General features: G+C 66.2%; 13 protein-coding genes. 11 read left to right on the top strand and 2 right to left on the bottom strand.

Annotated features, from left to right (window positions below; genetic code table 11):
• Positions 1-14 precede the first annotated feature (14 nt).
• On the top strand, positions 15-2672 hold the full coding sequence (locus ABY42_RS17920; protein WP_050460358.1) for a heavy metal translocating P-type ATPase: 2658 nt from the start codon (positions 15-17) through the stop codon (positions 2670-2672).
• Between the two features lie 165 nt (positions 2673-2837).
• A complete protein-coding gene (locus ABY42_RS17915; protein ID WP_004978103.1) occupies positions 2838-3293 on the top strand; it encodes a high-potential iron-sulfur protein in 456 nt (151 codons plus the stop codon).
• Between the two features lie 21 nt (positions 3294-3314).
• Here ABY42_RS17915 and ABY42_RS17910 read toward each other — a convergent pair whose 3' ends face one another.
• Together ABY42_RS17910 and ABY42_RS17905 are read right to left on the bottom strand one after the other, a co-directional pair.
• On the bottom strand, positions 3315-3773 hold the full coding sequence (locus ABY42_RS17910; protein WP_004978105.1) for a hypothetical protein: 459 nt from the start codon (positions 3771-3773) through the stop codon (positions 3315-3317).
• Between the two features lie 38 nt (positions 3774-3811).
• Positions 3812-4384 (bottom strand): hypothetical protein, encoded by a 573-nt coding sequence (locus ABY42_RS17905; RefSeq protein WP_004978107.1) that lies wholly within the window; start codon positions 4382-4384, stop codon positions 3812-3814.
• A gap of 109 nt (positions 4385-4493) precedes the next feature.
• Between ABY42_RS17905 and ABY42_RS17900 the strand changes: the two genes are divergently transcribed.
• The 9 genes from ABY42_RS17900 to ABY42_RS17865 all read left to right on the top strand — a co-directional run bounded on the left by ABY42_RS17900 (position 4494) and on the right by ABY42_RS17865 (position 12713).
• Positions 4494-5105, top strand: a complete 612-nt coding sequence (locus tag ABY42_RS17900) for a hypothetical protein (protein WP_004978110.1) — start codon at positions 4494-4496, stop codon at positions 5103-5105.
• Between the two features lies 1 nt (position 5106).
• On the top strand, positions 5107-6465 hold the full coding sequence (locus ABY42_RS17895) for a hypothetical protein (protein WP_050460357.1): 1359 nt from the start codon (positions 5107-5109) through the stop codon (positions 6463-6465).
• Positions 6466-6817: 352 nt separating this feature from the next.
• Positions 6818-7246, top strand: a complete 429-nt coding sequence (locus ABY42_RS17890; protein ID WP_004978112.1) for a CopG family ribbon-helix-helix protein — start codon at positions 6818-6820, stop codon at positions 7244-7246.
• Positions 7247-7499: 253 nt separating this feature from the next.
• Positions 7500-8531, top strand: a complete 1032-nt coding sequence (locus ABY42_RS17885) for an ABC transporter substrate-binding protein (protein ID WP_197092948.1) — start codon at positions 7500-7502, stop codon at positions 8529-8531.
• The gene (locus tag ABY42_RS17880) at positions 8528-9367 is read left to right on the top strand and encodes an ABC transporter permease (RefSeq protein ID WP_050460356.1); all 840 of its coding nucleotides are present in this window, start codon (positions 8528-8530) and stop codon (positions 9365-9367) included. The genes ABY42_RS17885 and ABY42_RS17880 overlap by 4 nt, the downstream gene beginning before the upstream one ends.
• A complete protein-coding gene (locus tag ABY42_RS17875; RefSeq protein WP_156224451.1) occupies positions 9364-10149 on the top strand; it encodes an ABC transporter ATP-binding protein in 786 nt (261 codons plus the stop codon). The genes ABY42_RS17880 and ABY42_RS17875 overlap by 4 nt, the downstream gene beginning before the upstream one ends.
• A 189-nt stretch (positions 10150-10338) precedes the next feature.
• A complete protein-coding gene (locus ABY42_RS17870) occupies positions 10339-10758 on the top strand; it encodes a CopG family ribbon-helix-helix protein (RefSeq protein WP_050460354.1) in 420 nt (139 codons plus the stop codon).
• 406 nt (positions 10759-11164) lie between these two features.
• A complete protein-coding gene (locus ABY42_RS20180) occupies positions 11165-11386 on the top strand; it encodes a DUF7511 domain-containing protein (protein ID WP_082220723.1) in 222 nt (73 codons plus the stop codon).
• Positions 11387-11423: 37 nt separating this feature from the next.
• Entirely contained in the window at positions 11424-12713 is a 1290-nt protein-coding gene (locus tag ABY42_RS17865; RefSeq protein WP_050460353.1) for an FAD/NAD(P)-binding protein, read from the top strand.

Raw genomic sequence — 12713 nt, 5'->3', positions numbered from 1 at the left:
GACTACTGCCGAGTATGAGCGAACACGACGGACGCGAGCCCGCCCCCGACGAGGCGGACGCGTCCACTACCCCGCCAGACGGCGACGGATGCGGGTGCGACGACGCCTGCGGGGTCGAGGGTGCGTCGGAGTCGAGCGCGGCCGGCGAGACCGGGGGCGGCGACTCCGCCGGTGGGCCCGCCGATTCGACCCGTGCGGAGTTCGGCGTCCCGGACATGGACTGCGCCTCCTGTGCGAACAAGGTCGAATCGAGCGTCCGGAAACTCGACGGCGTCGGCGACATCGACCCGCGGGTGACGACCGGCCGACTCGTCGTCGAGTACGACCCCGACCGGACCACGCCCGACGACATCCGGGGCAACATCGAGGGCGCGGGGTACGCCGTCGAGGACGCCCCGTCGACCCGCGAGGTCTCGTTCACCGTTCCGGACATGGACTGCGCCTCCTGCGCCGGAAAGGTCGAAAACGCCCTCCGCGGCGCGCCGGGCGTGCTGTCGTACGAGACGCGCCCGACGACCGGGACCGCCGTCGTCACGCTCGCGGCCGACGCGGACCTCGATTCGGTCGTCTCGGCCATCGAAGCCGCCGGCTACGAGGTCACCGGAACCGACGCCGACGGGGCGGACACCGACGCCGACGCTGACGCCGGCGGGGACCGCGAGAGCGTCTGGCGTAGCACGCGCGCGGTGAAAACGTGGATAAGCGGCGGCTTCCTCGCGGCGGGCATCGCCGCCGAGTACCTGCTCGGGCTGGAACTCGTCGTCGCGAGCGTCCTCGGCGTCTCGTTCACGGTCGCCGAACTGCTCTACATTCTCGGGGCCGCGCTCGGCGGGCAGGCCATTCTCCGCAACGGCTACTACTCGGCGAAGAACCGCAGTCTCGACATCGACTTCCTGATGTCGGCGGCGATTCTCAGCGCCGTGACCGCGAGTCTCATCTCCGGGCCGACGAGCCTCTACTTCGAGGCCGCGACGCTCGCGTTCCTCTTCAGCGTCTCCGAACTGCTCGAACGCTACTCGATGGACCGCACGCGCGACTCCCTCCGAGAGCTGATGGACCTCTCGCCCGACGAGGCGACGGTCCTCCGAGACGGCGTGGAGACGGTCGTTCCCGTCGAAGAACTCGACATCGGCGACGTGGTCGCCGTCAAGCCCGGCGAGAAGATTCCCGTCGACGGGACGGTCGTCGCGGGCGACAGCGCGGTCAATCAGGCTCCCATCACCGGCGAGTCCGTCCCGGTCGACAAGGCCGAGGGCGACGAGGTGTTCGCGGGCACTGTCAACGAGGCGGGCTACCTCGAAGTCCGCGTCGAGTCCGCCGCGGGCGACGACACCCTCTCGCGCATCGTCTCGATGGTCGAGGACGCGCAGGCCAACAAGACCGAACGCGAGCAGTTCGTCGAGCGCTTCTCGTCGTACTACACTCCCGTCATGGTCGTCGTCGCGGTCGCGGTCGCGGCGATACCGCCCCTCGCGTTCGGCCTCGACTGGGTGACGTGGTTCGTCTACGGCATCACGATGCTCGTGCTCGCCTGTCCCTGCGCGTTCGTCATCTCGACGCCCGTCTCGGTCGTCTCGGGCATCACGTCGGCCGCGAAAAACGGCGTGCTCATCAAGGGCGGCACGCACCTCGAAGCGATGGGCTCGGTCGAGGCCATTGCCGTGGACAAGACGGGCACGCTCACGAAGGGCGAACTCACCGTCACCGACGTGGTCCCGCTCGACGGGAACTCCGAAGAGGACGTGCTGCGGTGCGCGCGCGGCCTCGAATCCCGGAGCGAACACCCCATCGGCGAGGCCATCGTCTCCCACGCCGAGGGCACGGGCGTCGCCGCCCGCGAGGTCGACGACTTCGAGAGCGTCACCGGCAAGGGCGTCCGCGCCGACCTCGACGGTGTCCCGCACTTCGCCGGCAAGCCCGGCTTCTTCGAGGAGCTCGGATTCGACCTCGAACACGTCCACGTCACCGGCCCCGGCGAGGAGCTTTCGGCGGAGGTCCGACAGCTCTGTGACCGCCACGGCTGTCTCAACCTCGTCGAGGACACGATTCCGCGACTCCAGTCGGAGGGCAAGACGGTCGTCCTCGTCGGGACCGAAGACGCCCTCGAAGGCGTCGTCGCCGTCGCCGACGAGGTCCGCCCGGACGCCCGCGAGACGGTCGCGAAGCTCCGCGAGGCCGGCCTCTCGGTCGTCATGCTCACCGGCGACAACGAGGGGACCGCCCGCGCCATCGCCGAGCAGGTCGGCGTCGACGACTTCCGCGCGGGTCTCCTCCCCGAGGACAAGGTCGCCGCCGTCGAGGGCCTCCTCGACGAGTACGGCTCGGTCGCCATGGTCGGCGACGGCATCAACGACGCCCCGGCGCTCGCCACGGCCACCGTCGGCGTCGCCATGGGCGCGGCCGGCACCGACACCGCCCTCGAAACGGCCGACATCGCCCTCATGGCCGACGACCTCTCGAAGCTCCCGTACCTCTACGAACTCTCCCACCGCGCGAACGGCGTCATCCGGCAGAACATCTGGGCGTCGCTCGCCATCAAGGCCGTCCTCGCGGTCGGCGTGCCCTTCGGCTACGTCTCGGTCGCGCTCGCGGTCCTCGCGGGCGACGCCGGGATGACCATGGGCGTGACGGGCAACGCGATGCGGCTCGCCCGGATTCGCCCGGACGAGTGAGGTTCACGGGGCTCGTCACCTCTCACTTCCAGATTTTCGCTCTCTCGCGGCCCGATTCGCGTATCCGTGTTACTTAGTGGCGTGACACCATCAACGCGTCCGCAATTCTTGCCGCATGGGAACCGGCTGGCTCGGTTTTACCGACGCCGCGCGTCATAAGTTGGCATGGGAGACGACGAGCGGACGCCACGCCGAGACGCGACCGACCGACCGACGCGGAGTCGGGATACCCGCGACACCGGACGCACACGGAGACGGTTCATCTGGCTCACCGGGACCGCCGCGATGGCCGGATTGGCCGGCTGTTCCGGCGGCGGTGGCGGCGCGACCGAGACGACGACGGCGACCGCGACCACGACGCAGTCGTCGGGGTCGACCGGGGGCGTTCCCGAGGCGTACGCGACCGCCACGTCCCTCGACGGCACCCAGCGCAACCCCGACAGCCTCTCGTCGCAGGAGGCCGTCTCGTACCAAGACGAGCCGAAAGACGGCAAGCAGTGTTCGACCTGCCGGTACTACATCGAGGACAAAAACGGGGACGGCGTGGGCGCGTGCGCCATCGTCGCGGGCGAAGTCGCTCCCGAGGGGTACTGCGTCTCTTACGTCGAATACGAGGGGTAACGCTCCGAACCGCGGTCGCGGTCAGGAGTCGTCGCCCGTCGGCCCGACGGCGCTCTGAATCCGACAGCGGATGGACTCCTCGACGCCGTCGCGCTCGACCGGAATCACCCACTTCTCGCCGCAGCCGAGGACGGTCACCATCTCGCCGTCCTGTCGGTGTTTCACCGAGACGAACACCTCGCCGCGCTCGGGGTCGTAGTCGACGAGTTCGACGAGCACGTCCTCGCCGGCGATGAGGAGGTTCTTCGCGCCGTCCAACTCGGTGACGTAGGACTCGGTGTTCCCGGCCGGGTCGGTGACGAACAGTTCGACGACCGGCACGTCCTCCCCGTCGGGGTAGCTCGCGTCGACTTCGAGCGCCCCGTCTTCGAGCCGGATGCCGTGTATCTCGACGAGCGACGCCGCGACGCCGAAGGTGTCAGCGACCTGCTGACGGAGGTCCCCCAACGGGATTCGAACCGACTCTCGAATCGTTCCCATGCCCGCCCCTACGAACGGGGGGTGTATGAGCGTGTCCGCTAGTCGTCGCCCCAGAGGGCGTCCGCGAGGCGCGACCCCGACGGAACGGCCTCGCGGAAGGGGACCGAGTCGAACGCGAGCGGCCCGTTGAGCGAGAGAAAGCCGAGTTCGCCCTCGGACGCGCGGTCGAGGTTGGTCAGGAAGGCCACCTTTCGGACCGCCTCGACGCCCTCGACGGTCGCGTCGGGGTCGACCGACTCGTACAGGGCGGCGTGTTCCCGGACGTGTTCGACGCAGCGTCTCGTCGGCGCGAACAGCAACAGCGCGTGGACGCCCGGCCCCTCGCGGCCGAGTTTCGTCCGGATGGCGTGCTCGTCGTCCTTGTAGAAGTAGCGCTCCATGCGGCGGTACTGGCGGAGTATCTCGTTCGCGCCGGTGGCGTGGCGGACGGCGGCGTCGGCCTTGAGTTCGATGAGGTAGTCGACCGGTTCGGGCGTCCGAACCCGGACGTACACGTCGGCGACGCCGCGGTTCCCGTAGTGGTCGTACGGCTCTTCGAGGTGAATCTCCACGTCGTCGAAGGCCGCCCGGAAGTGCTCGACCACCCGCGTCGCCAACTCGTCCTCGCGCATCTGTCGGTCGAGACGAGGCGGCCGTCGGGGAAATGTCCCGCGGTTCGCCCGGCGCGACTCGGCACATCGGAAAACACATACTCTCGGCGTTCGGTTGGAGAATCGACATATGTCCCTGCCGACCCGCAGACAGGTCCTCCAGGCTGGCGGCGCGTCCCTTGTCGCCGCGCTCGCCGGGTGTTCCGGCGAGGGGTCCAGTTCCAGTTTAGACGAGCCACGCGGTCCCTCCCCGGACGCGCTCGTCACCGACTACGACGCCCTGACAGTTCGCAACGACGCCGAGACCGGCATCTTCCGGGACGCCGCCCGGGAAGACGAGGACACGGGGTCGTCGTATCTCGACGATTTCCTCGTCACCACCGACGAGGAGCGCGAGAACGTCGCCGTCGCAGCCGAACCCGACGGCATCGACGAGGCCCGCGCGTTCATCGACGAGACGGAGTTCGACGCGCAGACGCTCGTCATCACCCAGCACCGGACGGACGCCTGCCACCGCGTGAAACTGCTGTACGTCACGCACCCCCCGGACAGCGCCGTCCACCTCGACTTCTGTCACCCGCTCCGCCCGGCCTCGGTCGAGTGTTCCGTCGACGACCGTCACGTCGTCGCCTCGCTGGTGCGACTGCCCTACTCGTCGAAGGGCGAGTCGAGTTGGGGACACGGCGGCGGAAGCAGTTGTCGCCTCCCGCCGTCGCTCCGAACCGAGACGGAGGACGCCTGAGATGCCCCGGACGCGACGCGACGTGCTCGCCTCGCTCGCCGGGGTCGGCGTCGCCGGGCTCGCGGGGTGTACCGCGCTCGACGCTGGCGGCTCCGAAACCGAGGACCCGTCTCTCGACGCGGCGACCCTCCGCGAGGTCAGAGAACTCGGGTCGCCGGCGTTCCCGGCCCGCGTTCCGGCCCCGATTGCCGATTCGTTCCTCGAACGGGGCCGCGCTCGCGCCCGCGAACTCCTCGATTCCTGTCCCGAGACGATGTCCCCGGAAGAAGTCCCGAACGAGGCGGTCCGGGAAATCTACGCCGAGGCGTACGCGGACGCCGCCGAGGACCTCGAACGGACGGCGGCTGACGAGTCGCCCTTCGAGGCGCTTCGGGGACTGCGCTACGCCCGCGGGGCCGCGGCGATGGCGAAGGGGACCTACGAGGCCGCAGTCGGCGGCTTCACCGAGTCTGACGTGCGTGACGAGGCCGAGGCGGTCCGCGCCGACATCGAGTCGTTCCGGCTCGGCACGCGCTACCTCGGCGACGAACCCGACCGGGCGCTCGTGGTGTACGAGGCCGTCGAGAACCTCGTCGCGGCCGCGGTCCGGTATCTCGACAACGCCGGCGAGTACGGGCGCTACGCCGACAGCGCCCCGCGGGTCGGCGAACTCTTCGACGCGGTCGAGTCGGCGCGGGCGTCGCTCGACGGCGCGCGCCACGTCCGCGACCGCTATCTCGCGACGATTCCAGACCCGGTGGACTTCACCGGCCCGTTCGAGGCGACGGCCTCCTCGCTCGCCGAGATTATCGCGGACCGCCTGTCCGAGTATCCCGAGGAGGAAGGGCTCGAACCCGTCGTCGAGGCCGAGGGATTCGACACGGAGGAACTCGAATCCATGCCGGCCAAAGACCTGCTGGTGGAGACGTTCGTCGAAGTCGAACGCGGGCTTCAGGACGCCCGTGACGGCCTCCGAAGCGGTCGATTCGCCACCGCGCTCGTGGGCGCACACACCGCCGAGACGCACCGCCGCGCGTTCCAGGACGCAGTCACGGCGGTCAAGCGAGGCCGCTACGAGTCCGTCGAGTCCGCAACCGCGGTCAGAGACGCGAAACTCGGCGCGCTCGAAGCCCTCGAAGCCGCCCGGTCGGACGGGTCGAACCCGCACCTGACGCGGCGCGCGCTGGTCGATATCGCCCACATGGTCGGCCGCGGGGACCGTTCTCTCGGCGACGACTACTATTCGGACGACGACCCTCGGGCCGCGCGAAACGCACTCGCGCAGTACGCGACCACCGAGTTCGCCGCGCGCGAGACGCCTGATGTGAGCGCGTGGGTGCTCGGGACGCTCGCGGCCGAGCGCGGCGGCGTCCGCCGCTGACGGGCCGTTTCCTTCGTTTTGGGCGCGTTCCCGCGAACTGTTTGGACGGTATCTACCGGTCCGACTGCCGCGTCTCTGCATCGACTCTCGGAAACTCTCGAGACGACCGCTTCGATAACTCGCGGGCGGCGAGTCATGGGGGCGCCCACAGGTGGTTCATGCAATCCACGCACCACCATCGCGCTCGACCGAGTCGAACGCTCGATGGACGAACTCCGGGTGAGGTGCTCCTTAGATAGCACCACCTCGCCTCGGTGAAACGCGGGAGATTGGCAACGTTTGGGTGTCCTCCGTCGCAACGCTACCCAACCCGATAATAAGGTTTAATATTTGATGGCGGTTTGATTGTTATATGGCCGTCGTTAGCGTCTCGATGCCGGAGGAACTACTCGAGCGAATCGACCAGTTTTCCGAGGACCACGGATATACTGGTCGGAGCGAAGTGCTCCGAGAGGCGAGTCGGAACCTCCTCGGTGAGTTCGAGGACAAGAAACTCGAAGACCGCGAGCTGATGGGCGTCGTAACTGTCGTCTTCGATTACGAGACGACGAGCGTCGAAGAGAAGATGATGCGACTCCGCCACGAGTACGAGGACATCGTTGCGTCGAACTTCCACAGCCACGTCGGCGGGCACCACTGTATGGAACTGTTCGTTCTCGAGGGGTCGCTCGAAGACATCTCGACGTTCGTCGGAAAAATCAGAGCGACGAAAGACACGCTCACGATCGATTATTCGGTGCTTCCGGTCGACGACTTCGGTCCGCTCGCGGATATGAGCTGAACTCGCTGTCCCACGTTCGGACCCCACGCTGTCGACTCACCCGGACAGATTGGTCGTAGCGCTTGGGTAGTCTGTTATCGGAACTCTCTCTATCAGTGGACCGCTGTAGCGGACGCTGAACGAGTAGATGCTCTGTTCGACCGGCGAGAGGCGTCGTCGCCGGTGTATCGTTCGGCCGTGTCACCCTCACTTAATAATAACTAATATCAAAATCACAGAAGTTATTATATCATGGCTCAGAGTTAGCAACACAATGGTCGAACTCACGCGACGAAGACTGCTACAGGGGGCGGGCGCAAGCGCGGTCGCTGGGACGGGAGTCGCCGGCTGTCTCGGTCGGGGTGGTGGCGACTCACTCGGCTCTCTGACTGTCGCGTACGTCCCGATTTACCCGAACATGCAACACTACGTGATGGAACAGGAGAGCTACTACGATGAAATCCCGGCGGACGTCACCATCGAGCGGTTCAGCTCCGGGCCGAGCGTCGTCAAGGCGTTCGCCAGCGGGGACGTCGACGTTGCGCTCTTCGGAATCACGCCGGCGATGGTCCTCGCCGACAAGGGAACCGACGCCGGGGTTCTCGCCGCGAATTCGCGAAACGGGTTCAAGATCCTCGGAACGTCCGACCTCGTCGACCGCTACGAACGGGAGGGGAACGCCGCGTTCGAGAGCTTCGAACAGGAACGCGGCCGCAAGGTGAGATTCGGGGCTCCGCCGGACGGGAGCGTTCCGGACATCGTGCTTCGGTACTGGATTCAGGAGGACCTCGACCTCGGCGAGATGGACGCCGTCATCAACAAGTCGAAAGTCCCGCCGGCGAAGGCGGTCCAGACCATCCAGTCGGGGGACATCGACGCGACGATTATCCAAGAGCCGTTCGCGACGATTATCGGCCGCGAAGACGGCTTCGGCGAACTTGCCTGGTCCGGAGACATCTTGCAGGACCACCCGGTCACGGTGCTGTTCGCCAGCCAGCGCGTCATCGACGACAGCGACGTCTCGCAGGCGCTGGTCGAACAGCACGTCGCAGCGACCGAGTTCACGGCCGGGTCGCCCGACGCCGCCGCCGTCGATGCCGCGTCGGTCATCGGGTCCGGTGTGAGCGAGGACCTCGCGAAGGCCGCGATGGATTCGCGGGCGTCTGATTTCCTCTCGGACCCGCACGCGGTTACCGAGCAAGCCGCCACGATGGGCGAGTTCGTCGCCGATGTCGGCAACATCGAGGAGCCGGTCGCGACCGATGACCTGTTCGCAGTCGACGCCTACGACGCTATCCAGCAATGAGCACCCGCACGACCGGTACTAAGCTGGTGACCGCCGCTGTTGGCGAGGGTGACCTCAAGCGGTATCTACGTGGCTTCGGCGGGTTGCTCGCGTTTCTCCTCGTCTGGTGGGTCGGCGCGGTAACGACCCAGCCGTCGTATCTCGTCCCGGGGCCGCTCGAATCGGTCCGCGCCTTCGTCACCCTGTTCACGACCTCGACCGCAATCGCGGTTCCCCTGGTCGGCTCGGAGCTGGTGTTACCGACGGGGCTCGCGCACCTCGCCGAGACGCTGTTCCACTACGTTCCCGGCCTGCTTCTCGGTGCCGGCTGCGGAATCGGGCTCGGACTGACGATGGGTTGGAACGGCGCGCTCGACGACTGGCTGCGGCCGCTCGTTCGAGTGCTGCGGCCTATCCCCCCTCTGGCGTGGGTCGTCTTCGCCATCGTCTGGTTCGGCATCCACCACACCGGGGCGGCGTTCATCGTCTTCGTCGGCGCGTTCTGGATTAACTTCTACGGGGCGTACGGTGGCGTCGAGGGCGTTTCGACCGAACTGACCGATGCCGCGTCGACGCTCGGCGTGGAACGGGACCTCTCGATGCTGAAACTCGTTGCACTCCCGAGTGCGGCTCCCCAGGTGTTGACGGGGTTCCGGACGAGCATCGGACGCTGTTGGATGATCGTCGTGGGCGCTGAGTTGTTCGGCGCGCCCGGTGTCGGCTACGAGATTATCAACGCCTCGAACAACCTCGCGATGGCGACCAGCGTCGCCTACATGTTTCTGATCAGTCTGGCGTTCCTCTGTATGGACGTCGGATTTCGCCTCGTCGAACGGAGGGTGCTCGCGTGGCGATGAGCAAGCTCCCAGCCGCCGACCGAGAGCCCGAGGAAAAGATCAGTATCCGGGGCGTTAGCAAGACGTACGAGTCGACGAACGCGCTCGATGACGTCTCGTTCTCGGTATCGGAAGGCGAGTTCTGCTGTGTCGTCGGGCCGTCCGGCTGTGGAAAGACGACCCTGCTGCGGGCTATCGCCGGCCTCGACGACGTGGATCGCGGCTCGATTCTGGTCGACGGTGACCCGGTTACCGACCCGAGTCTCGACCGGGGCATGGTGTTTCAGGAGTACGCCCTGTTCCCGTGGCGAACCGTCCGCGGGAACATCCGATTCGGCCTCGACCGCCCCGCCTGCGAATGCGCGGACTGCGAAGCGCGGGTCCGCGAACTGGTTGATCTCGTCGGCCTCGAGGGCTTCGAGGACGCCTACCCCAAGGAACTGTCCGGCGGGATGAAACAGCGCGTCGGCATCGCTCGTGCCCTCGCTGTCGACCCGGAGATACTGCTGATGGACGAACCGTTCGGGAGCGTCGACGCGCGGACGCGCGACCGCCTACACGCTGAACTGCTCGGTATCTGGGCGCAGACCGAACAGACCGTCGTGTTCGTCACCCACGACATCGACGAGGCGGTGACGCTGGCCGACCGCGTCGTCGTGATGGACGCCGACCCGGGGACCGTCCAATCGACCATCCCTATCGATTTAGAACGCCCGCGTCAACGGACGGCCCACGAGTTCGTCGAGTACGTCGCGGAAATCAGAGACGAACTCGGCAGTCCGGTAGACAGCAGCCACGAATAGCTCGGTGGTTGCTGCTGCGTCGTTAAACGTCGGTGGGTGTCCCGTCGCGTTCCGTCGGCGTGTGCCTCTCGCTATTCGACGACTCTGACAACACCTGAAACGGACACGATATTAAAATACCAGACCAACAACCGCCATGTATATTATTCATAGGGGGTGATTTAATATATGCCAATTGTAAGCACCTCGATGGCCGAGCAACTCCGTGACGAACTCGATGCGTTTGCGGTGGAACACGGCTATAGTGGGCGAAGCGAGGTTATTCGCGAAGCGTGCCAGTCGCTACTCGCGGAGTACCAAGAGACTGACTACGAGGGTCAACAGGTCTTAGCGACGGTGACTGCCGTCTTCGGGTACGATAAACCGAAGACAGAGCGTCGGATGATGGACATCCGCCACGAATTCGAAGCGTCGATTCGGTCGAACTCGCACAACTGCCTCGACGGCAACACGGGCTGTGTTGAGACGTTCGTCGTCGAAGCCGCCTACGACGATGTCTTGCGGTTCATTGGGACTGTCCGGGGGGCGGACGAGCCAGTCTCCGTCGAATACACCGTCGTCCCTGTCGACGTAGTGAGTACCGGGGTTAGTGAGTCTGACACGTTTTGATCCGGGGGGCTCGGTGTCTTCTTCGAACTCGCGTAATCGTGTCGTTCTGACGGAAGCCGACGACGTGGAAGTCGTACAGACATCTTCGTCTGATGGTCGCAGACGTGACTGAGCGTCTTCCGCGAGAGGTTATTAAAACAACAATATCTAATCACAACATTTATTATCTGAAAGAAGGATTTTAACATAACGTGACTCAGCACACGCGACCACGATTCGACGCCGCTGGATCCGACGGCGCTCCGGTCGATTCTCTCGTCAGGTGTCCGTCGGATGATTCCGACTCTCGTACTGGGCGTGTGGACGGTCTGAAGACGTGGACTCCGTCCTCCGTAACCGGGAACGTCGTGAGCGGGGTTGCAGACGAGACTGCAATCGCCGAGTCGCGACAGAAGGCCCCCGAACCATGACTGACCGAAGTTCGAGCGACTCCGAACCCGCGTGGGCCGGGGATGCTGAACCCGGACCGTCTGTGCAGCCCCGTACGGGGTTGATGTCACTCGTCGTCGGTTCAACCGAGCAGCCGGTCTGTACGCTCTATCCTCCAGACGTGGCAGTCCCGTACCGGACGACGACGTGGATAACGGCGTACGGCGATTCGTTCGTCGATCTCGGTGACTTCCGATGATGGCATCGTCCATCGGCGCAGGTGGAGGCAAACGGGAATGAGCGACGGCGAGCCTGACGGTGACTACATCTCTCCCGCCAACCAGTCGTACGAGTACGTAATCGTCGGCGGCGGCGTTCACGGGACCTGCGTGGCGAACTACCTCCTCGACGAGGGCGGGTACGACCACGAGGAACTGTGCCTGGTCGACCCTCACGAGCGGTTACTGGGGTCGTTCGAGACGAAAGCCCGCAAGTGCGGGATGCGGACCCTTCGGTCGACGTTCGTCCACCACATCGACACCGAGCCGTTCTCGCTCGACTCGTTCGCGGAGGGTGCACACCGGGAGCACGAACTCGTCCCGACCGAGGACTACCCGAACCGACCGACGCTCGACCTGTTCCTCGACCACGCCAGGTACGTCATCGACCGGCGTGACATCGACGCTTGTCACCACCAGTCGACGGTAACGGATGTCACGAGGACCCGGCATGGATTGCTTCGTGTGGATACGCCCGTTGGCTCACTTGTCGCTCGCCGTGTGGTTTTGGCTGTTGGCCTCGGCGGTCAGCTGACGGTCCCCTCGTGGGCGACATCGCTCTCCGACAACGCGCGACTCGCGCACGTCTGGGACGACGATTTCGACCCCACGACGGCCGCGGCGTTCGACGGCCGAACGTTCGTCGTCGGGGGCGGTATCACGGCGGCGCAACTCGCCTGTCGGCTGTCGGAAGACGCGGACGTGACGCTCCTCTCGCGTCACGACTTCGAAGTCGAACTGACCGAAGCCGACTCCCGCTGGATCAACTGGCGGCACATCGAACAGGAGATTCACTCGCTTCCGCCGGGGTCCGCGGCCCGCTGCGACCGGATTCGCGCCGCGCGTCACGACGCGACAATCCCGCCGTACATCGAACACCGACTGGTAGACGCCCGCGACTGCGGCGACCTCGACGTTCGACACGGCGAAATCGAGTGCGCACGCGCGTCGGGCGACGGGTTGCACCTCCGGTTCGACGACGGTACGACCGCGACGGACGCGCAGGTCGTGCTCGCGACGGGGCACGACTCCGCCCCGAAACACCCGCTCGTCGGAGCGCTCGCCGAGTCGCTGTCGCTCGAACGCGGTGCGAACGGCTTTCCCGTCCTCGACGACCGGACGCTCGCGTGGCAGCGGAGCGACGGCACCGATTCGGCGCTGTACGTCTCGGGCGCGCTCGCGGAGATGAGCGTCGGCCCGTTCGCCCGAAACGTCGTCGGCGCTCGCCGAGCCGCGGAGCGCCTGCTCGACTCGCGCGACAGTGTGGATTCGAAGGCCGTCGCACCGCCGTCACGGGGGAGGTCCTGA

Source organism: Haloferax gibbonsii, from assembly GCF_001190965.1.
GTDB classification, from domain to species: Archaea; Halobacteriota; Halobacteria; order Halobacteriales; family Haloferacaceae; genus Haloferax; species Haloferax gibbonsii.
This window is presented reverse-complemented; position numbering and strand designations above follow the sequence as displayed.

What these genes read in the sequence shown, in the direction of transcription:
- ABY42_RS17920 (WP_050460358.1), top strand. Translation starts at nt 15, where the DNA reads ATGAGCGAACACGACGGACGCGAGCCCGCCCCCGACGAGGCGGACGCG.
- ABY42_RS17915 (WP_004978103.1), top strand. Translation starts at nt 2,838, where the DNA reads ATGGGAGACGACGAGCGGACGCCACGCCGAGACGCGACCGACCGACCG.
- ABY42_RS17910 (WP_004978105.1), bottom strand. Translation starts at nt 3,773, where the DNA reads ATGGGAACGATTCGAGAGTCGGTTCGAATCCCGTTGGGGGACCTCCGT.
- ABY42_RS17905 (WP_004978107.1), bottom strand. Translation starts at nt 4,384, where the DNA reads ATGCGCGAGGACGAGTTGGCGACGCGGGTGGTCGAGCACTTCCGGGCG.
- ABY42_RS17900 (WP_004978110.1), top strand. Translation starts at nt 4,494, where the DNA reads ATGTCCCTGCCGACCCGCAGACAGGTCCTCCAGGCTGGCGGCGCGTCC.
- ABY42_RS17895 (WP_050460357.1), top strand. Translation starts at nt 5,107, where the DNA reads ATGCCCCGGACGCGACGCGACGTGCTCGCCTCGCTCGCCGGGGTCGGC.
- ABY42_RS17890 (WP_004978112.1), top strand. Translation starts at nt 6,818, where the DNA reads ATGGCCGTCGTTAGCGTCTCGATGCCGGAGGAACTACTCGAGCGAATC.
- ABY42_RS17885 (WP_197092948.1), top strand. Translation starts at nt 7,500, where the DNA reads ATGGTCGAACTCACGCGACGAAGACTGCTACAGGGGGCGGGCGCAAGC.
- ABY42_RS17880 (WP_050460356.1), top strand. Translation starts at nt 8,528, where the DNA reads ATGAGCACCCGCACGACCGGTACTAAGCTGGTGACCGCCGCTGTTGGC.
- ABY42_RS17875 (WP_156224451.1), top strand. Translation starts at nt 9,364, where the DNA reads ATGAGCAAGCTCCCAGCCGCCGACCGAGAGCCCGAGGAAAAGATCAGT.
- ABY42_RS17870 (WP_050460354.1), top strand. Translation starts at nt 10,339, where the DNA reads ATGGCCGAGCAACTCCGTGACGAACTCGATGCGTTTGCGGTGGAACAC.
- ABY42_RS20180 (WP_082220723.1), top strand. Translation starts at nt 11,165, where the DNA reads ATGACTGACCGAAGTTCGAGCGACTCCGAACCCGCGTGGGCCGGGGAT.
- ABY42_RS17865 (WP_050460353.1), top strand. Translation starts at nt 11,424, where the DNA reads ATGAGCGACGGCGAGCCTGACGGTGACTACATCTCTCCCGCCAACCAG.